At 62.7% G+C, this 17,722-nt stretch carries 19 protein-coding genes; 6 read left to right on the top strand and 13 right to left on the bottom strand.

All coding sequences use genetic code 11. The annotated features are described in order from the left end of the window. The first annotated feature begins 70 nt into the window (after positions 1–70). Positions 71–949, top strand: coding sequence for an RNA polymerase sigma factor RpoH (gene rpoH / locus E4T66_RS15335; protein WP_441347703.1), 879 nt, complete (start codon positions 71–73; stop codon positions 947–949). Between the two features lie 76 nt (positions 950–1,025). Here rpoH and cyoE read toward each other — a convergent pair whose 3' ends face one another. From cyoE to E4T66_RS15315, 4 genes are all read right to left on the bottom strand, one after another. Next, positions 1,026–1,937 carry a heme o synthase gene (cyoE, locus tag E4T66_RS15330; protein ID WP_136849932.1) on the bottom strand — a complete coding sequence of 304 codons (912 nt, stop codon included), beginning with the start codon at positions 1,935–1,937 and terminating at the stop codon, positions 1,026–1,028. After that, positions 1,930–3,021: a COX15/CtaA family protein gene (locus E4T66_RS15325; protein ID WP_136849931.1), complete on the bottom strand. Its 1,092-nt coding sequence runs from the start codon at positions 3,019–3,021 to the stop codon at positions 1,930–1,932. Before E4T66_RS15325 ends, cyoE begins: the two co-directional genes overlap by 8 nt. Before the next feature lie 113 nt (positions 3,022–3,134). Then, a complete protein-coding gene (locus E4T66_RS15320; protein ID WP_136849930.1) occupies positions 3,135–3,725 on the bottom strand; it encodes an SCO family protein in 591 nt (196 codons plus the stop codon). Further along, positions 3,722–4,435, bottom strand: a complete 714-nt coding sequence (locus E4T66_RS15315) for an SURF1 family protein (protein ID WP_136849929.1) — start codon at positions 4,433–4,435, stop codon at positions 3,722–3,724. Before E4T66_RS15315 ends, E4T66_RS15320 begins: the two co-directional genes overlap by 4 nt. A 97-nt stretch (positions 4,436–4,532) precedes the next feature. Here E4T66_RS15315 and E4T66_RS15310 point away from each other — a divergent pair, with 97 nt between their 5' ends. Further along, positions 4,533–4,769, top strand: coding sequence for a DUF2909 domain-containing protein (locus E4T66_RS15310; protein WP_136849928.1), 237 nt, complete (start codon positions 4,533–4,535; stop codon positions 4,767–4,769). Between the two features lie 146 nt (positions 4,770–4,915). Here the strand turns inward: E4T66_RS15310 and E4T66_RS15305 are convergent, their stop codons facing one another. From E4T66_RS15305 to E4T66_RS15285, 5 genes are all read right to left on the bottom strand, one after another. Beyond that, on the bottom strand, positions 4,916–5,794 hold the full coding sequence (locus E4T66_RS15305; protein WP_136849927.1) for a cytochrome c oxidase subunit 3: 879 nt from the start codon (positions 5,792–5,794) through the stop codon (positions 4,916–4,918). A gap of 9 nt (positions 5,795–5,803) precedes the next feature. Then, on the bottom strand, positions 5,804–6,325 hold the full coding sequence (locus tag E4T66_RS15300) for a cytochrome c oxidase assembly protein (protein WP_248679731.1): 522 nt from the start codon (positions 6,323–6,325) through the stop codon (positions 5,804–5,806). 163 nt (positions 6,326–6,488) lie between these two features. Continuing rightward, a complete protein-coding gene (gene ctaD / locus E4T66_RS15295; protein ID WP_136849925.1) occupies positions 6,489–8,129 on the bottom strand; it encodes a cytochrome c oxidase subunit I in 1,641 nt (546 codons plus the stop codon). A gap of 28 nt (positions 8,130–8,157) precedes the next feature. Continuing rightward, on the bottom strand, positions 8,158–9,396 hold the full coding sequence (coxB, locus tag E4T66_RS15290) for a cytochrome c oxidase subunit II (protein ID WP_136850032.1): 1,239 nt from the start codon (positions 9,394–9,396) through the stop codon (positions 8,158–8,160). A gap of 3 nt (positions 9,397–9,399) precedes the next feature. Then, entirely contained in the window at positions 9,400–9,960 is a 561-nt protein-coding gene (locus E4T66_RS15285) for a DUF2244 domain-containing protein (RefSeq protein WP_136849924.1), read from the bottom strand. A gap of 157 nt (positions 9,961–10,117) precedes the next feature. Here E4T66_RS15285 and msrB point away from each other — a divergent pair, with 157 nt between their 5' ends. Together msrB and msrA are read left to right on the top strand one after the other, a co-directional pair. Next, positions 10,118–10,654 carry a peptide-methionine (R)-S-oxide reductase MsrB gene (msrB, locus tag E4T66_RS15280; protein WP_211242953.1) on the top strand — a complete coding sequence of 179 codons (537 nt, stop codon included), beginning with the start codon at positions 10,118–10,120 and terminating at the stop codon, positions 10,652–10,654. A gap of 21 nt (positions 10,655–10,675) precedes the next feature. Next, complete coding sequence (msrA, locus tag E4T66_RS15275; RefSeq protein ID WP_136849923.1) at positions 10,676–11,290, top strand: peptide-methionine (S)-S-oxide reductase MsrA; 615 nt, start codon at positions 10,676–10,678, stop codon at positions 11,288–11,290. A 329-nt stretch (positions 11,291–11,619) separates the two neighbouring features. Here msrA and bioD read toward each other — a convergent pair whose 3' ends face one another. Genes bioD through bioB form a run of 3 tightly spaced genes read right to left on the bottom strand, consistent with a single transcriptional unit; the run spans position 11,620 to position 14,581 of the window. Beyond that, complete coding sequence (gene bioD, locus E4T66_RS15270; protein WP_136849922.1) at positions 11,620–12,297, bottom strand: dethiobiotin synthase; 678 nt, start codon at positions 12,295–12,297, stop codon at positions 11,620–11,622. A gap of 2 nt (positions 12,298–12,299) precedes the next feature. Next, entirely contained in the window at positions 12,300–13,526 is a 1,227-nt protein-coding gene (gene bioF, locus E4T66_RS15265; protein ID WP_136849921.1) for an 8-amino-7-oxononanoate synthase, read from the bottom strand. Positions 13,527–13,537: 11 nt separating this feature from the next. Further along, complete coding sequence (bioB, locus tag E4T66_RS15260) at positions 13,538–14,581, bottom strand: biotin synthase BioB (RefSeq protein WP_136849920.1); 1,044 nt, start codon at positions 14,579–14,581, stop codon at positions 13,538–13,540. Positions 14,582–14,759: 178 nt separating this feature from the next. Between bioB and E4T66_RS15255 the strand changes: the two genes are divergently transcribed. Both E4T66_RS15255 and E4T66_RS15250 read left to right on the top strand, forming a co-directional pair. Continuing rightward, on the top strand, positions 14,760–15,464 hold the full coding sequence (locus E4T66_RS15255; protein WP_136849919.1) for a ComF family protein: 705 nt from the start codon (positions 14,760–14,762) through the stop codon (positions 15,462–15,464). Positions 15,465–15,558: 94 nt separating this feature from the next. Then, on the top strand, positions 15,559–16,797 hold the full coding sequence (locus E4T66_RS15250; protein WP_136849918.1) for a DUF819 family protein: 1,239 nt from the start codon (positions 15,559–15,561) through the stop codon (positions 16,795–16,797). An 8-nt stretch (positions 16,798–16,805) separates the two neighbouring features. On the opposite strand, the gene ubiA is transcribed toward E4T66_RS15250, so the two are convergent. Continuing rightward, positions 16,806–17,699, bottom strand: a complete 894-nt coding sequence (gene ubiA / locus E4T66_RS15245) for a 4-hydroxybenzoate octaprenyltransferase (protein ID WP_248679729.1) — start codon at positions 17,697–17,699, stop codon at positions 16,806–16,808. Positions 17,700–17,722 lie beyond the last annotated feature (23 nt).

Genomic DNA, 17,722 nt, shown 5'->3' with positions numbered 1-17,722 from the left:
GGCAGGGGAACGGCTGGGAACTTTTTACGCCGTTTAGCACTCTTATTTTGCGAGTGCTAATATTGCCGCCATGGGAGATACATCAATGACGACTGCAACCGCCGTAGGACTGCGCCAGCCAACGATGCTGATGCCGCTGGCCGGCAGTCTCGATTCCTATATTTCGCACGTCAATAGCATCCCGGTGCTGAGTTCGGATGATGAGAAGGCGCTCGCGGAAAAGCTGCGTGACGCCGAGGATCTGAACGCCGCCCAGCAGCTCGTGCTGTCCAATTTGCGCCACGTCGTGCATATCGCGCGCGGCTACCTTGGTTATGGCCTGCCGCTGGCGGACCTGATCCAGGAAGGCAATGTCGGCCTGATGAAAGCGGTCAAGCGCTTCGACCCCGACGTCGGCGTCCGCCTGATTTCATTCGCGGTGCACTGGATCAAGGCTGAAATTCATGAGTTCGTGCTGAAGAACTGGCGCATCGTGAAAATCGCCACGACCAAGGCACAGCGCAAGCTGTTCTTCAATCTGCGCTCGGCCAAGCGGGAACTGGGCTGGCTGAAGCCGGCCGAGGCTGAAGCCATTGCGGCGGACCTCAACGTCAAGCCGGAAGAGGTTTACCAGATGGAGGCGCGGCTGAGCGGCGGAGACGTCGGCTTTAGCGGCGCGACGATCGACGGTGACGAGGTCTACGCGCCGGAAGACTATCTGGCCGACGAACATGACGCGATCAGCGAGATCGAAGAAAGCGAGTGGCAGGACCAGCGCGAGCTGAAGATGGCTCGGGCGCTGGACATCCTGGATGATCGTTCGCGAGACATTCTGCAGCGCCGCTGGCTCAATGAAGACGGCAAGACCGGCTTGCAGGAACTGGCCGACGAGTATGGCGTGTCGGCAGAACGCATCCGCCAGATCGAATCCGCCGCAATGAAGAAGCTGCGCAGCGTGATCGAAGCCTGAATTTTGCCCAGCGCAGAATCAAAAAGGCCCGCTGATGCGGGCCTTTTTTTATGTTCGACTTCGCACTACCGCGCACTCAGACCCCGATCAACGGGGCCACGTAGTGGTCTACCAGCAGCAAGGTGAAAATCCCCATCAGGTAGACGATGGAGTAGCCGAACGTGCGCATCGGCAAACCCGGCTTCGGCGCATACTTGAGACGCAAGGCGTAGCCCAGAAACACGGCATCCAGCGCCAGCGCCCCAGTCAGGTAGAGCAGCCCTGACATCGCGGTTGCGTACGGCAGTACCGTCACCGAGGTCAGCAGAATCGTATACAGCAACACCTGCGTCTGTGTGAAGGCGATGCCATGCGTTACCGGTAGCATCGGGATATCCGCCTTGGCATATTCATCGCGCCGCTCGATCGCCAGCGCCCAGAAATGCGGCGGAGTCCAGATGAAAATGATCGCAAACAGGATCAAGGCGTGGGCGTGGACTTCGCCCGTCACGGCAACCCAGCCCAGTACCGGCGGCGCAGCGCCGGCGGCCCCACCGATGACGATGTTCTGTGGTGTGGCGCGCTTCAGGTAGAGCGTGTACACGCCTGCGTAGCCGATCAGGGTGAACTGGGTCAGGATTGCGGTCAGCGGATTGACCCAGAACCACAGCATGACGAAGCCGACCAAACCCAACACGGTCGCGAAGGCAATCGACTCGGTCATCGTCAGCGCACCGGTCACCAGCGGACGCCCACAGGTCCGGGCCATGCGCGCATCGATGTTTCGATCAATGATCTGGTTGACGGCCGCAGCAGCAGAAGCCTGCAGACCGATGCCCAAAGTCCCCCAGACCAGTGCCGACAAGGGCGGCATCCCCGGTACCGCCAGGAACATACCGACCACCGCCGTGAAGACAATCAGCATCACCACGCGCGGCTTGCACAGCTCGTAGTACTCACGCAGCCGTGATGGTCGCCCCAGCGTATTCACCACGGCCACCTCAGTCATGCTCCGGTGCCCACCAAGCCAGGCGGTTCGCAATCACCATCGCCGCCAGCAGCACTGCGGCACCCGCGTTGTGCGCGTCGGCCAGCCAGAGCGGCAGTTGCAGCACCACCACGCTGATGCCGATCGCGACCTGCAGGCCCAGCGCCACCAGAACCCCTCCGCCCAGCGCGCGCCATCGAGGTGCCGCCGAACGCAGTAGCAGATATAGCCCGAACAATCCCACCACGGTCGTGACAACCAATGCGCCGACGCGATGGAAGAAGTGGATGGTCACGCGCGCGCGCGCATCCAGAATGCCGTACTCATAGTTGATTCCGAGGCCGTGCCACAGCGTGTATGCCGTCGCTACATCCATCTGCGGCCAGTAGCTGCCGTGGCAGGTGGGGAAGTCCGGGCACGCCAACGCGGCGTAGTTGGTGCTGGTCCATCCGCCGAGGAAAATCTGTACCGCGACCACCGCCAGCGCCACGCCCGCGAACAGACGCACTCTGCGAGGGGCCGGGACGACGGTATAGGTCGCCTCGGCAACGACCTCACGCTGCATCGCCCAGGCAGCCTGGCGCTCGTTGCGCATCTCGCGCTCGACGACCTGGACCGCCACCGTCGGCACCGCCCGTCGCGTACCCAGCCACATCCACAGCAGCAATGACATCGTCGTCATTCCACCGAGCAGATGTCCGGTCACCGCCAGCGGCTTCAGCTGCCAGGTCACGGTCCACATGCCCAGCACACCCTGGAATATCACCAGTGCCACCAGGAACCAGGGCAGTACGCGCGGGATGCGTGGATCACGAATCCGCAGCGACATCAGCGCCAGGATCACGATCAGCAAACCCAGCGTCGACGCCAGGTATCGGTGGATCATTTCCTTCCACGCCTTAGGGGTCTCGACCGGGCGCTGCGGATACGCCTGCTCTGCGGCGGCCACTTCGTGCGGCGCGTCCGGCACCGCCAGATGTCCGTAGCATCCCGGCCAGTCCGGACAGCCCAGCCCGGCATCGGACAACCGGACGTAGGCACCGAAGACGATGACGCAGAAGCACAACAGGAGCGTCAGCAGATTGAGACGTTGAAACCAGACCATCGCGATGTGTGCTTCCGAAGAGACTCGTTTACCGAAGGAATATCCGCCCGGCGGGCCGCGCATTTTACCTGAAGGCCCGTGGATGCCCTTGAGCGACCGACCGGGCCGCCGATTCAGCCGATCTGGGACACGCGCAGCAGTTTGCGGATGTCACGCAGGATGTCATTCGAGTCGGCATCGCCGGCATAGCGCATCAGCCAGTTGCCCAACGGGTCGACCAGATACAGCGCCTGCGCATCGCCACCCTCGAAGAAATGGCGGTAGATCGCATCGGGGGTATCGGAGAGAAACTCCAGATCCGGGTGCTCGGCCGCAAGTTGTGCATGGGCGGCAGCAGCGGCCGCAGGGGTCGGCGCCAGATAGACGCGACGGACCCGCAGGCGCTTCTCGTTGAGCAGCGTTCGAATCTGGCGAATCTGGTGCAGCTTGTCCGCGCAAGCCGCATCGCACTGCTCGCCGGCAACGAAGACATACGACCAGCGCCCCCGCAGCACGCGCTCGCCTGCGGGCTGGCCGGACTCATCCAACGCCTCGATGACCGGAATCGGGCGTGCCGGATCAATCAGCTCGCCCTTGTTGACCCGCCCGCTCGGAGTCCACTGCGGAAATACGAAATAGAGCAGAACCGCTGCCAACAGCGGAGCGAAGAACAGAGCGGCCAACAGCAGAAACTGCAGGCGCCCGCGAGGACGAGTCTGGGTCATTGCTTACGTTTTAGATTCATCACGATAAAGATCACGATCAGCGTCAGCGTGAAAGCGAACCACTGCGCCGCGTAACCATAGTGCTTGGTCGGCGACATCTCGGGCGCGGTGGTCCAGTCCCGGGTAAATCCCCCGGCAATGTCGCGATCCATCAACAGAATGCCGCCAGCGACAAACTCCCCATAGATGCAGCGGAATTCGTCAACGGTCGGATACTGCACGATTCGGGGCCAGGGCGTCTCGACGCAGTTGTCGACTTCGAGTCGCATGCCGGGTTGCGGCAACTCACGCCAGTAGCCTGTCACCGCCACCTCGCCACCCGGCGCCGGAATCTCCGGCTTCTGGTTTCGGTCCCCCCCAGCCGGAATCCAGCCGCGATCCACCACGACGATGCCGCCCTGCGGCAGCAGCAGTGGAGTCCAGACCCGATACCCCGGAACGCCGTCATGGCTTTGATTGTCGAGCAAAAGCTGATGATCGACATCGAACTGCCCTGCGGTGCGTCCACGTTCAATCAAACCCGGCTCAGCATAGGCTCCGGATGTGATTTCCCGGGGTGCCTGTGTCGACGCGGCCAGATAGCGCGACATCATCTCGGCCTTGGCCTGGCCCCGATTCACCTGCCAGATACCGAGCGAGATCATCAGCGCACTGAGCGCCACCACCAGCACGACACTCCACCACGGTGGTCTAAAGCTTCGCTTTGCCATTCAGTCTTCTCCCCGTTCCCGTAGCCGGATGCAAGCCATTGCCGACGTCAATCGACCCAGCCGGGTATGATGCCGGGGTTCCACTTGCGCCACTGCCATGCTCGCCAAAATTGTCATCGTTGTCCTGCTACTGGCCATCCTCGGCGCACTGATGACCAGCATGCTGTTCCTGGTGCGCGACGGCAGTGAACGCAAGCGCACACTGACCGGATTGAAGATTCGCGTCGCACTCTCGGTGACGCTGATCCTGTTCCTCATGCTGGCCTATCACCAAGGCTGGATTCATCCGCATGGGATCTATCCTGGCGCGAACGAGCAAACCTCGACCCCGTAAACTGGATCCTTAGGATCTCGACCCCACACGGGTTACAGCCTCCAAAGACACAAACGCAACGGGCGGCACGAGGCCGCCCGTTGTCGTTGCGGTGGTGCGGGATACTGCACCGCGCCAGCCGCTGACGGCCATTCCAGACGCCGCGGTCAGAGCCAGTAGACCACGATGAACAATCCGATCCAGACCACGTCCACGAAGTGCCAATACCAAGCCACCCCTTCAAACCCGAAATGCGAATCCGGCTTGAAGTGCCCCTTCATCAGACGCAACGTGATCACCGTCAGCATGATCGTGCCCAGCGTCACGTGCATGCCGTGAAATCCGGTCAGCATGAAGAAGGTTGAGCCATAAATGCCTGACCCCAGGGTCAGATTCAGTTCATGGTACGCATGCATGTACTCCTCGGCCTGGAAGTACAGGAACGAGCAGCCCAATGCGACCGTCGCCCACATCCAGAGGATGCACAGGCCACGCTTGCCTTCCTTGAGCGCGTGATGCGCCATCGTGATCGTCACACCGGAAGAAATCAGAATCAGCGTGTTCAACAGCGGCACATCAAATGCCGGAATGGTTTTGAACTCGCCACCGACATTGGCGGGGCCGTTGCTCGGCCACACACCTTCGAAGTTCGGCCACAGAGTCAGATGCGTCGAAAGCTTGGCACCCTCGCCCGACAACCACGGCATCACCATGCCACGGGCGTAGAACAGAGCTCCGAAGAAGGCGGCGAAGAACATCACCTCCGAAAAAATGAACCACGACATACCCCAGCGATAGGTGCGATCGACCTGGGCGCTGTAGCGACCCCCTTCACTTTCGCGGGCAATGCCCTGGAACCAGCGAAAAATGATGAAGATCGACAATGCCACGCCGAGCCAGATCGGAAGGGGACCGATATGGTTGTTTTCGAGATAGCCGGACACCCCGACGATCGTAGCCACCAGACCGATGGTCAGTACAAATGGCCAAACGCTCGGATCGGGCACGAAGTAGCGCGATGAATTTTGAGCGGCGGGGCTCCCCATGATCAGCTCCTACGGTTCTTTTGTGGACTTCAGGGCGACGTCAGAGACATCGAAAAAGGTGTACGAAAGGGTAACGCGATCAACATCGGCGGGCAGCTCAGGGTCCAGCATGAACACCACCGGCATATGCTTTTCTTCGCCAGCCTTGAAGGGCTGGTTGTTGAAACAGAAACACTCGGTCTTCTTCAGATGCGCCGCGGCATCCCATGGCGCAATGTTCGGCACTGCCTGCGCCACCAGATCGTGGTCCTCGGTATTCTTGGCGTAAAAGCTCACCGTATACAGCTTGCCGGGATGAACATCGATCGACGGCTGCTCGGCGCGGAATTTCCAGGGACTTCCGCCGTTGACGGTAGTGACAAACTCCACCGTCACCGTTCGGTTGGTATCGACCACGGCTGATGCCACTTTCGCGGCCTGCAGCTCGATCTTGCCATTGATCCCCAGCGAATCGCACAGCATGTTGTACAGCGGCACCATGGCAAAACCAAAGCCGAACATGCCCGCCGTGACGAACAGCAGACGCAACACATGATTGCGACGGACTGTGGACACTATTTGTTGACGACCGAATAGACGAACCAGCCGAGGATGATGGCAGCCAGCGCAACATGCACCCAGAACAGAATGACGTTCTTGCGCTTCTTTTCTGCTGTGCTGCTCATTGCATCACTCGGCTATTTGCCCGACGCGCTTAATGCGCGTGAGCCGGATTGTCGTGAACCGCGGTGATCTCGTCGTCGCCGATGGTCGGCGGATCTTCGAAGGTGTGGTACGGCGCAGGCGACGCGACGGTCCACTCGAGGCCATGCGCGCCTTCCCAGACGCGATTCGGCAGATCCTGCTTGCGGCCGAACCAGCCAAAGCAGCTCGCCAGCATGTTGCCGATGAAGATGAACTGCGCGACGAAGAATCCGAATGCGCCGATCGTCGACATCACGTTCCAGTCCGTGAACTGGACGGCGTAGTCGGGCACTCGGCGCTGCATACCCGCCAGTCCGGCAAAGTGCTGCGGGAAGAAGGTCAGGTTGATGAACACGGCCGACAGCCAGAAATGCGTCTTGCCCCAGAACTCGTTGTACATGCGGCCGGTCCACTTCGGAATCCAGTAGTAGACGGCAGCGATGATCGAGAACACAGCGCCCGGCACCAGCACGTAGTGGAAGTGTGCAACCACGAAGTAGGTATCGTGGTACTGGAAGTCCACCGGCGTCATCGCCAGCATCAGACCGGAGAATCCACCGATCGAGAACAGGAACACGAAGCCGATCGCAAACAGCATCGGGGTTTCGAAAGTCATCGAACCGCGCCACATCGTGGCAACCCAGTTGAACACCTTCACGCCGGTCGGCACCGCGATCAGCATCGTCGCGAACATGAAGAACAGCTCACCGGCCAGCGGCATGCCGACGGTGAACATGTGGTGGGCCCAGACGATGAACGACAGGAACGCGATTGACGCGGTGGCGTAGACCATTGAGTCGTAGCCGAACAGCGTCTTGCGTGCAAAGGTCGGAATGATCGTGCTGACGATACCGAACGCCGGCAGAATCATGATGTAGACCTCGGGATGCCCGAAGAACCAGAAGATGTGCTGGAACATGACCGGGTCGCCACCACCGGCAGCCGCAAAGAAGCTGGTGTGGAAGTACTTGTCGGTCAGCAGCATCGTCACGGCGCCCGCGAGCACAGGCATGACCGCGATCAGCAGGTAGGCGGTGATCAGCCAGGTCCAGACGAACAGCGGCATCTTCAGCAGCGTCATACCGGGCGCACGCATGTTCAGAATCGTCACAACGACGTTGATTGCGCCGGTGATCGACGAGATACCCATCAAGTGCACGGCGAAGATCAGGAACGGGAACGCATTGCCGGTCTGCAGCACCAGCGGCGGATACATGGTCCAGCCACCAGCGGGCGCGCCACCCTCCATGAACAAGGTGCTGATCAGCATCGCGAACGCGAAGGGCAGAATCCAGAAGCCCCAGTTGTTGACGCGCGGCAGCGCCAGATCGGAGCAGCCGATCATCATCGGCACCATCCAGTTGGCAAGGCCGACGAAACCCGGCATGACGCCACCGAAGATCATCACCAGCGCGTGCATCGTCGTCATCTGGTTAAAGAACTCCGGCTGCACGAACTGCAATCCGGGGTGAAACAGCTCGGCGCGGATCACCAGCGACATCAGCCCACCGATGAAGAACATGGTGAACGCGAAGAACAGATAGAGCGTTCCCAGATCCTTGTGATTGGTCGTCTTGATCCACCGCATGATCCCTTTGTCGGGACCATGGTGTTCATCGTGGTGCGCGTGGGCGTCGTGAGCGTGTGCCATGGCGAAACTCCTATCGATCTACTGCTTACTACCGCGCGGTGGCGACGTCTGAGGGCTGAACCATACCGCTATCGTTACCCCAGCTGTTGCGGGTATACGTGATCACGGCGGCGATATCGGCATCGGACAGCTGCTTGAACGGCGGCATCAGGTTCTTACCGTTAATCACCTGTGCAATCTGCGCGGCGGCCGGTCCGCCCACCACCGCACTGCCGACCAGCGTCGGAAAGTTTGGCGGCAAGCCCTGACCATTGGCTTGATGGCAGGCCATGCAATTCGCCTTAAATACTCCCTCTCCCTGCTTGATCAGGGCGTCCTTCGAAAGCTCAGCCGGGGCCGCAACGGCCGGCTCGGCCGCGGCAACTTCGACAGCAGCAGCCGGAGCCACGACGGGCGCGGCAGCGGGGGCGTCAACCACGGCGTCAGTGGCCGCAACCGGCTCCGCCGCCGCAACGACTTCACCGCCCTTCTGCTGCGCCAGCCACGCCTGGTACTCGGCTTCCGGCAGCACCTTGACGACAATCGGCATGAAGCCGTGGTCACGGCCGCACAGCTCCGCGCAAACACCGCGGTAAGTGCCCGGCTGTTCAACCTTCGTCCAGACTTCGTTGATGTAGCCCGGAATCGCGTCCTTTTTCACCGCGAGCTCCGGCACCCACCAAGCGTGGATGACATCATTCGAGGTCAGCAGGAAGCGCACCTTCTTGCCGACAGGAATCACTACGGGATGATCGACATCAACCAGATAATTGTCGACGGTGTTGACGTCGACGCCCGAGCCGAGCTGGCGAGCCTGGTTGGATGCCGGAGCCAGAGTCGAGAAGAAACTGACGTCCTCGCCGAGATACTCGTACTGCCATTTCCACTGGTAGCCGGTGACTTTGATCGTCATGTCGGCATTGCGGGTGTCTTCCATCCTGATCAGCGTGCCGGCCGCGGGAACGGCCAGGGAGATCAGAATGACGAAAGGCAGCGTCGTCCAGATGATTTCGACCAGTGTCGACTCGTGGAAATCGGCCGGCTTCGGATGCTTCGAGCGGCGGTGCATGATGATCGAATAGGTCATCACACCAAACACCACCACGGCGATTGCGACGCAGACCCAGAACACCAACATGTGCAGTCCATGCACTTCACGGCTGATTTCGGTCACGCCAACCGGCATGTTGTAGCCGCCGCTGGTCTCTGTGTAGGCCTGTGCAGTCAGTGCCGCGACAGCCAGTCCGGACCCTGCCGCGATGCGCGCAAGCCATCCCTTCATCGACATCATCTAATCTCCCAAAGGCCACTCTTTCACCGGCGCCGCATCGATCGCACTGCGCGATCCACCCCATGCCGGTGTCAACAATTGCTTGATGCGAACGCACAGGCGTTCGCGCTCCTCATCAGTCAGGCAGCGGGCAATCCGCACACGTTGCCCGGCGCAGCTCAGAATCAACCGGGTCGGCTCATGCCGATTTGCCCCAGCCTCCAACAATGCACGCGTCATCCCCCGCGACAGCTCGACTACGGTCTGCGCTCCGCGTCCCAGGCTGCCAAATTCGACACGCAAGCACTCGGGCGCAAAAACCAACACTTCACGATACGTGTTGCGCCTGACCGAAACGAAGATCGCCGCGCCCAGCGCAGCCAGCTCCAATCCAGTAAACGGCACAACCAGCCAGAAGCCATGCCAAGCCATCCAAGCTGCAATGCCACCGCCCAACGCCACCGTCATCCCCATGAACGTCCAAGCCTGCCGCGCACCCAATGACGCGTTGGGGCCGATCACCAGCCGCACGTCCTCTGGAAGGTCAGGGGGGAGTATCACAGCCTGCAAATTGTAGAGCATGCGAAGCAAATCGCAAAAGCATTGATCCCGATCAATGCGTCGGATCGCCACTCGCCAGCAACTCGGCGCAATCAAATCGAACCTTCCCGCGCAAATCGGCGTCTATATCACTACCTGAGGCGTAACCTCTGTAACACCCCAATCTGGACGACTTGCCATGCCCTCGATGCCCTCCCCCTCGGACACCTGGACCCGCCGCCGCCTCCTGGCCGCCATTGGCGGCGTGGCAGCAGTCTGGCTGACTCCCCACGGAACCGCCCATGCCGCCGAGGACAGCCTTGGCTCGCTGGGCCTTCCTGCCAGCCACTGGAAACCCTTGGTCAGCGCCGCCGCCTACGCAGTCCTGTTCAACGAAGATACCGAGCGCTCTGGCACCAGCCCGTTGAATCATGAGAAGCGTGCTGGCACCTACATCTGCGCAGCGTGCTACCAGCCACTGTTCAGCTCCGAGAAGAAATTCGATAGCGGCACGGGCTGGCCCAGCTTCTGGGCACCGCTCGACGATGCCATCGGCACCAAGCGCGACTTCAAGCTGGTATTCCCGCGCACCGAATATCACTGCGCGCGCTGCGGCGGACATCAGGGCCACGTTTTCGATGACGGCCCCGCTCCCACTGGCCTGCGCTACTGCAATAACGGCGTCGCACTTCGTTTCATCGCCGACGGTGAAGCCCTGCCGCCATTGCGCGGATAGCGGCCACGCGGAGTTCACTCGATGAAAAACTGGATCTGGCTTTTCACACTGATGGTCCCGGCACTGGCGATTTCAGCCACGCCGGCACCGCCGGCCAACACCGTGTCCACCGCGATCTTCGCTGGGGGCTGCTTCTGGTGCTCCGAATCGGATTTTGAAAAAGTCCCTGGCGTGCAGAGCGTCGAATCCGGCTACATCGGCGGCGATGTCGCCAACCCGACCTACCAGCAAGTCTCCGCAGGCGGCACCGGACATGCCGAAGCCATCCGTGTCCGCTATGACGCAAAGCAGGTCAGCTACGCCGACCTGCTGGACGTTTTCTGGCACAGCGTCGACCCCTATACACCCGATGCCCAATTCTGTGACCACGGCCATCAATACCGCAGCGCCATTTTCTTTCTGGACGACGCCCAGCGTCAGGCGGCGGAACGGACCCGCGATGCGTTGAGCAGGAGATATCCCGAGCGCCCACCGATCGTCACCGAAATCGTCACCGCCGGTACATTCTGGCCGGCCGAGGACTACCACCAGGACTATTACAAGAAGAACCCGGTGCGTTACCGGTATTACCGCTACGGCTGCGGTCGCGACGCCCGCCTGGATGACCTCTGGGGCAGCGATCGTCCCCACCACTAGCGCTGGGATTCCGCGGTCATATCGTGATCGCCCCCGCTCCACGCGGCTCCGCCGCCTCCGTGGGGCAATCACACCGCTACGGCTGCGGTCGCGACGCCCGCCTGGATGAACTCTGGGGCAGCGATCGCCCCCATCACTAGCGCTGGGGTTCTGCGGTCATCACGCGATCGCCCCCGCTCCGCGCGGCTCCGCCGCCTCCGCGGGACAATCACACCGCTACGGCTGCGGTCACGATGCCCGTCTGGATGAACTCTGGGGCGGCGATCGCCCCCACCACTAGCACTTGGCTTTCGCGGTCATCCCGAGGCCGCGCCAAGTCACCCCGACCGCTATACCCTGCCGGGTAGAGTCATCGAACTCAGCGCCGCCGCGGCACTTTCGGCCTCGGCCCCTTCGGGCACGACACCCCACAGCGGCGCAGGCAGTCGGGCACGCAGCGATTCGATGTTGTCTTCCAGCATCGGCATCGCGGGCGGCAAGGTATTGGCCACCCAAGCTGCCAGCGCCGTGCGCGCTTCTATCGCGTCCGCACTCAGCAACGCGTGGTTGATGCAGCCGAGTCGCATACCCACCACCAGCAACACCGGCCACTGCCGGCAGGCGACCCAATCGCCAATCGTCTGCGTATCGTTCAGTGGAACCGACCATCCGCCGGCACCCTCGACCACGATCCAGTCGTGATCCGCCTCAAGCTCGGCATGTGCGCGATCCAGCTGATCCAGCCTGATTTCGATACCCGCCTGTCGTGCCGCCAGATGCGGCGCAATGGCTGGCTCCAGCGCCAGCGGATTGATCTGCGCATAGCGGAGTCCGGGTGTCGACGCGGCCTGCAGCGCCAGCGCATCGTCATTGCGCAGTCCGTCCGGCGTACGGATGCAGCCCGAGGCAACCGGCTTGTATCCGCAAGCGCGCAGGCCTCGCTGACGCAATGCCGTGAGCACGGCAACCGCAACGCGGGTCTTGCCGACACCCGTATCCGTGCCGGTTACAAATAGCGTCTGTGCCATGGTCAGACCGTGCTCGCCGCCAGGTCAGCAGGCACTGAGGCCGAGTCCGTCACACGCGCCAACGCATCCAGCAGACGGTCGATGTCTTCGTCCCGGTGCGCAGCTGACAACGTGATGCGCAGCCGTGAAGTCCCCCGCGGCACTGTGGGCGGTCGGATCGCCGCCACCCATAATCCCTGCTCGAATAGACGCTGCGACATCTCCAGCGCACGCGCTGCGTCCCCGACGATCAGTGGCTGAATCGGCGTCTGCGATGCCGCCAGCGGAATCCCAAGCTGGGCCGCACCCGCGCGGAAGCGCTGAAGATTCGCCAGAGCCCGCCGTCGATGCTCGGGCTCCTGATCGATGATCTGCAAGCCACGCCGCGCCGCTGCTGCCAACGCGGGTGGCGGCGCGGTCGAAAAAATCCAGCTGCGTGCGCGCTGAATCAGATACTCGATCAGGGCTTCCGAGCCGGCAACGAAAGCCCCCCCGCATCCAATCGCCTTGCCCAGGGTTGCGACATAGATCTCCGGATCTGGAAACACCGCACCCTGCGCTGTCAGCAGCTCGACCGCGCCACGGCCGCGGGGACCGAGCACCCCGAAGCCATGCGCGTCGTCGATCATCAGCGCAGCGCCGTGCTGCTGGACCAGATTCGCCAGCTGCGGCAACGGCGCCAGATCGCCATCCATGCTGAACACACTGTCGGTCGCGATCATCCGCAACGGCGACGTGTCGCCCGCCCCCTCCGCCAGGGCTGCAGCAAATGCTGCAACGTCGGCATGCGGAATTCGCCGGTAATGCGCGCCGGACAGACGCCCGCCGTCGATCAGCGAAGCGTGATTCAGCTCGTCGGCAAGCAACACATCATCCTTGCCCAGCAAGGCGCGCAGCACCCCGAGATTTGCCGCCCACCCGGTCGAGAACAACAGCGCACGCGGCCGGCCGGTAAACTCAGCCAGTGCCTCTTCCAATGCGCGGTGTTCGTGGTTGTACCCCGACACCAGCGCGGCAGCACCGCTGCCGGTGCCGCAATGACTCAGGGCCGCCCGAGCAGCCTCGGCAATGCGCGGATCCGCCGCCAGCCCCAGATAGTCGTTGCTGCAGAAATTGATGCACTCGCGCCCATCGACACGGATGCGCGCGCCGTGGCCGCCGTCAATGACCCGGCGCGTGCGATACAGATTCTGCGCACGCACCTGTTCCAGCCCGGCCTGCAGCCGGTGTTCGAGTGCAGAACCGGTCATCGCCGCCCCGTTCAGTGGCTGCAGCCGCAGCCCGCCGCAACCGGCGCCGTCGCCGCGGCGGCCCGCTGAGCACAGGTGACTTCCGCCTCAGACGGTACGGGTGACGCTTCCGGACGCATTCCCAGCTGTGCCAGCAAGGCGCGATCGCGGGCATTCTGCGGGTTGTCGGTGGTCAGCAGCCGCTCGCCATAGAAAATCGAATTGGCCCCGGCAAGGAAACACAGCGCCTGGGTCTCGTCGCTCATCTCGGTGCGACCGGCGGAGAGACGCACATAGGACTTCGGCATCAGGATGCGCGCAATCGCAATCGTGCGAACAAACTCGATCGGCGACAGCGCCGCGACGCCGTCCAGCGGCGTGCCGCCGACCTGGACCAGATTGTTGATCGGCACACTTTCAGGATGCGGATTCATGATCGCCAGCTGTCGCAGCAGTTCGGCGCGGTCCTGCGGTTGCTCGCCCATGCCGACAATGCCGCCGCAGCAGACCTTGATTCCGGCCTCGCGTACATTGCCCAGCGTCTCCAGCCGGTCTTCATAGGTGCGCGTGGTGATTATCTTGCCGTAGAACTCCGGCGAGGTATCGAGGTTGTGGTTGTAGTAATCGAGGCCGGCATCCGCCAGCCGGCTCGCCTGATCGGACTTGAGCATGCCCAGGGTCATGCAGGTCTCCAGACCCAGCGCTTTGACCTCGCGCACCATGACCTCGACCTTGTCGATGTCACGATCCTTGGGCGAGCGCCAGGCCGCGCCCATGCAGAAGCGCGTGGCGCCGCCGGCCTTGGCCTCGCGTGCCGCTGCCACCACCGCTTCGACCTCCATCAGCGCTTCTTTCTTCAGTCCGGTGTCGTAGCGCACCGACTGCGGGCAATAGGCGCAATCTTCCGGACAGGCGCCGGTCTTGATCGACAGCAGGGTGGACAGCTGCACGGTATTCGGCTCAAAGTACTTGCGGTGCAGCGCCTGCGCGCGCCAGAGCAGATCGGCAAACGGCAACTCAAACAAGGCCTTGACGTCTTCGGGGGTCCAGTCGTGACGCAGCTCGCTGACAGACATCGGTGTGCTTCCCAAGTCGATGCAGCACCTGTGCTGCACTGTGATAAAAGATGCGCTAATGCGCGAAATATTGCTGATTTAAATCAACTGCCGGGCACTGAATCAGTTTTCGCACCGCAGCAAGCTGGCGCGAGTTTTCGCCAGCCTGCGCAGACTTGTCAACCATAGGGACCCTCACATGGTTGACCTTTCCGGGCCAATCCGTGCGCTGCAGCGCACCGCCGATACCGTACTGCCACGCCACTGCCAGGCCTGCGAGGCGCCGGCGGGGCAACTCGGGCTCTGCGCCGCCTGCATCTGCGCATTGCCGTGGAATGATTGCGCCTGTACCGGTTGCGCGCAGCCGCTGGCCCAGCCCGGGGTGTGCCCGGACTGCGCACGGCGCGCTCCACCGTACGATCACGCCTGGGCCGCGTTTCGGCTGGAAGCGCCGATCCAGCACAGCATTCATGCGCTGAAGTACCACGCGGACTTCACCCAGGCGCAACTGCTGGGCACCTTGATGGCACAGCAGCGGCAGCACCTGGCGCCGCTGCCACAGGTGCTGCTGCCCGTGCCGCTGCACCCCGGACGCCTACGCCGCCGCGGCTATAACCAGGCGCTGGAGCTGGCGCGCGCGATCTCGAAACTGCTGCAACTGCCCGTACTGTCTGACGCGGCGACGCGCCAACGGGCAACCGAAGACCAGATCGGCCAGACCGCGGCAGCCCGCCGCCGCAACATGCGCGGCGCCTTCACGCTACGGCGGCCGCTCACCGGCCTGCACGTAGCCCTGATCGACGACGTCATGACCACGGGCGCAACGCTGGCCGAACTGGCGCGCAGTTGCCGGCGGGCCGGCGCGGCGCAGATCGAGGTCTGGGCTGCGGCGCGCACGCCCTGACTGATTCACGCCGAAACCGCCTGAGGAATGCCCCGCTTGCCGGCCGCACTGTGATCGGCAAGGCTTGCCGGCCGCACCGATCGAATCCCGGCCCGTGAGCGACTCTGCCCTGATCACCAATGACGCTGTCGTCCTCGGCCTGCTGAGCGCCTTGCTCGGGCTGGTGTTCTACACCGCATCCAGCGCACATCCATTCTGGAAGCGTTTCTATGGCGTCGTTCCGGCGCTGTTGCTGTGTTACTTCCTGCCGGCACTGTGCAACACCGTCGGACTGATCGATGGCGAACAGTCCAAGCTGTATTTCGTCGCCTCGCGTTATCTGCTGCCAGCCACGCTGGTGCTGCTGACCTTGTCGATCGATCTGCGCTCGATCCTGCGGCTGGGCCCCAAGGCGCTGATCCTGTTCCTGACCGGAACCATTGGCGTGATCATCGGCGGACCGATCGCCCTGCTGATCTGGCAGCAGCTCAACCCGGCTGCGGTCGACGGTGAAATCTGGCGCGGCATGACGGCGATTGCCGGCAGCTGGATCGGCGGCGGGGCCAATCAGGCGGCGATGAAGGAAGTGTTCGACGTCGGCAACGACCTGTTCGGCACCATGGTCGCAGTCGACGTCATCGTCGCCAACATCTGGATGGCGGTCTTGCTCTATCTGGCAGGGCGCGCCGACGTCATCGACGCACGCCGCGGCGCCGACACCACCGCCTTGCTGGCGCTGCGCAAACGCATGGAACACTTTGAGGCCGAGCACGCCCGCATCCCGCGTCTGCCGGACCTGATGTTCATGCTCGCCATCGCTTTCGGCAGCACCGGCCTGGCACACGCGCTGGCAACGCCGCTATCCGAGTATTTTTCCGCACAGGGCGCCTGGGCCGAACGCCTGAGCCTGTCCAGCAGCTTCTTCTGGATCGTGGTGCTCGCGACCAGCTTCGGACTGGCGCTGTCATTCACGCGCGCCCGGCATCTCGAGGGGGCAGGAGCGTCCAGGATCGGCAGCGCGATGCTTTACATCCTGGTCGCGTCGATCGGCATGCACATGAATCTGCGTTCGATGTTCACCCAGCCCGCACTGTTCGGTGTCGGTCTGACCTGGATTGCGATTCACGCCGGCTTGTTGCTGCTGGTTGCCCGTTGGCTCAAGGCGCCGGTGTTCTATCTGGCAATCGGCAGTCAGGCCAATATCGGCGGCGCAGCCAGTGCGCCGGTGGTGGCCAGCGCCTTCCATCCATCGCTGGCGCCAGTCGGCGTGCTGCTCGCGGTCCTCGGATACGCGCTGGGAACCTACGGCGCCTGGGTCTGTGGCCAACTCATGCGTCTGGCGGCCAACGGTTGAGGCGCCACTCAGGCGGCCAGAAAGCGGTCGAGCACCAGTCCGGCAAGGATCGCGACACCAAACCAGTGGTTCTGCACGAACGCACGGAAACACGCCGCAGCACTGAGATCCCGCGTCATGCGGAAGTGCCACAGGGCAAGTGCCGCCGCAACCAGCAAGCCGGCGTCGTAGGCCAGACCACAGCCGGCCTCAATGCCGACCAGCGCAAGCAACAGCAACGCCAGCGCCTGCAGCCCGATGATGGCCAGGCGGTCATAGCGACCGAACAGGATCGCGGAAGATTTCACACCGATCTTCAGATCGTCCGGCCGATCGACCATCGCATAGTAGGTGTCATAGGCGATCACCCAGCAGGCGTTGGCAGCCATCAGCAGTCCCGCCTGACGCCAGTCAACCGTGTGCTGAACCGCGGCATAGGCCATCGGGATGCCCCAGGAAAAAGCAATGCCGAGCACCGCCTGCGGCATGCTGATGTGACGCTTGGCAAACGGATAGCCCGCGGCCAGTAACGCGGCCGGCACCGCCAATGCAATCGCCAGGGTGTTCTTCAGCGAGGTCAGCAAGCCGAATGCGATCAACGACACGGCGACAAACAGGCGGACCGCCTCTTCCGGAGTGACACGGCCGGACGCCACCGGCCGATGGCGCGTGCGCTCGACATGCGGATCAAATCCGCGATCGGCGAAATCGTTGATCGCGCAGCCGGCCGAGCGCATCAGCACGGTGCCGGCAACGAACACCAGCAGCACATGCAGCGACGGCATGCCGTCGGCCGCGAACCACAGCGCCCACAGGGTCGGCCACAGCAGCAGATAAATCCCGACCGGACGGTCGAGCCGCATCAAGCGGAAATAGTCGGCCAGCTTTGCCCGCAGTGGCATCGGTTCAACGGATGCGTTCATACGCGCAAGCATAGCGCCAGTGA

Source organism: Sinimarinibacterium arenosum (assembly GCF_005047655.1).
GTDB lineage: Bacteria > Pseudomonadota > Gammaproteobacteria > Nevskiales > Nevskiaceae > Solimonas.
The sequence above is the reverse complement of the archived record's forward strand: the minus strand, read 5'-3'. Positions and strand labels throughout refer to the sequence as shown.

Excerpts from the sequence above, each read along its gene's own strand:
- E4T66_RS15315 (WP_136849929.1), bottom strand. The coding sequence starts at position 4,435 with ATGGCAAAGCGAAGCTTTAGACCACCGTGGTGGAGTGTCGTGCTGGTG.
- E4T66_RS15255 (WP_136849919.1), top strand. The coding sequence starts at position 14,760 with ATGGTTGACCTTTCCGGGCCAATCCGTGCGCTGCAGCGCACCGCCGAT.
- E4T66_RS15305 (WP_136849927.1), bottom strand. The coding sequence starts at position 5,794 with ATGGGGAGCCCCGCCGCTCAAAATTCATCGCGCTACTTCGTGCCCGAT.
- msrA (WP_136849923.1), top strand. The coding sequence starts at position 10,676 with ATGAAAAACTGGATCTGGCTTTTCACACTGATGGTCCCGGCACTGGCG.
- ctaD (WP_136849925.1), bottom strand. The coding sequence starts at position 8,129 with ATGGCACACGCTCACGACGCCCACGCGCACCACGATGAACACCATGGT.
- E4T66_RS15320 (WP_136849930.1), bottom strand. The coding sequence starts at position 3,725 with ATGACCCAGACTCGTCCTCGCGGGCGCCTGCAGTTTCTGCTGTTGGCC.
- E4T66_RS15325 (WP_136849931.1), bottom strand. The coding sequence starts at position 3,021 with ATGGTCTGGTTTCAACGTCTCAATCTGCTGACGCTCCTGTTGTGCTTC.
- bioD (WP_136849922.1), bottom strand. The coding sequence starts at position 12,297 with ATGGCACAGACGCTATTTGTAACCGGCACGGATACGGGTGTCGGCAAG.
- E4T66_RS15285 (WP_136849924.1), bottom strand. The coding sequence starts at position 9,960 with ATGCTCTACAATTTGCAGGCTGTGATACTCCCCCCTGACCTTCCAGAG.
- bioF (WP_136849921.1), bottom strand. The coding sequence starts at position 13,526 with ATGACCGGTTCTGCACTCGAACACCGGCTGCAGGCCGGGCTGGAACAG.
- bioB (WP_136849920.1), bottom strand. The coding sequence starts at position 14,581 with ATGTCTGTCAGCGAGCTGCGTCACGACTGGACCCCCGAAGACGTCAAG.
- msrB (WP_211242953.1), top strand. The coding sequence starts at position 10,118 with ATGCCCTCGATGCCCTCCCCCTCGGACACCTGGACCCGCCGCCGCCTC.
- ubiA (WP_248679729.1), bottom strand. The coding sequence starts at position 17,699 with ATGAACGCATCCGTTGAACCGATGCCACTGCGGGCAAAGCTGGCCGAC.
- rpoH (WP_441347703.1), top strand. The coding sequence starts at position 71 with ATGGGAGATACATCAATGACGACTGCAACCGCCGTAGGACTGCGCCAG.
- cyoE (WP_136849932.1), bottom strand. The coding sequence starts at position 1,937 with ATGACTGAGGTGGCCGTGGTGAATACGCTGGGGCGACCATCACGGCTG.
- coxB (WP_136850032.1), bottom strand. The coding sequence starts at position 9,396 with ATGTCGATGAAGGGATGGCTTGCGCGCATCGCGGCAGGGTCCGGACTG.
- E4T66_RS15310 (WP_136849928.1), top strand. The coding sequence starts at position 4,533 with ATGCTCGCCAAAATTGTCATCGTTGTCCTGCTACTGGCCATCCTCGGC.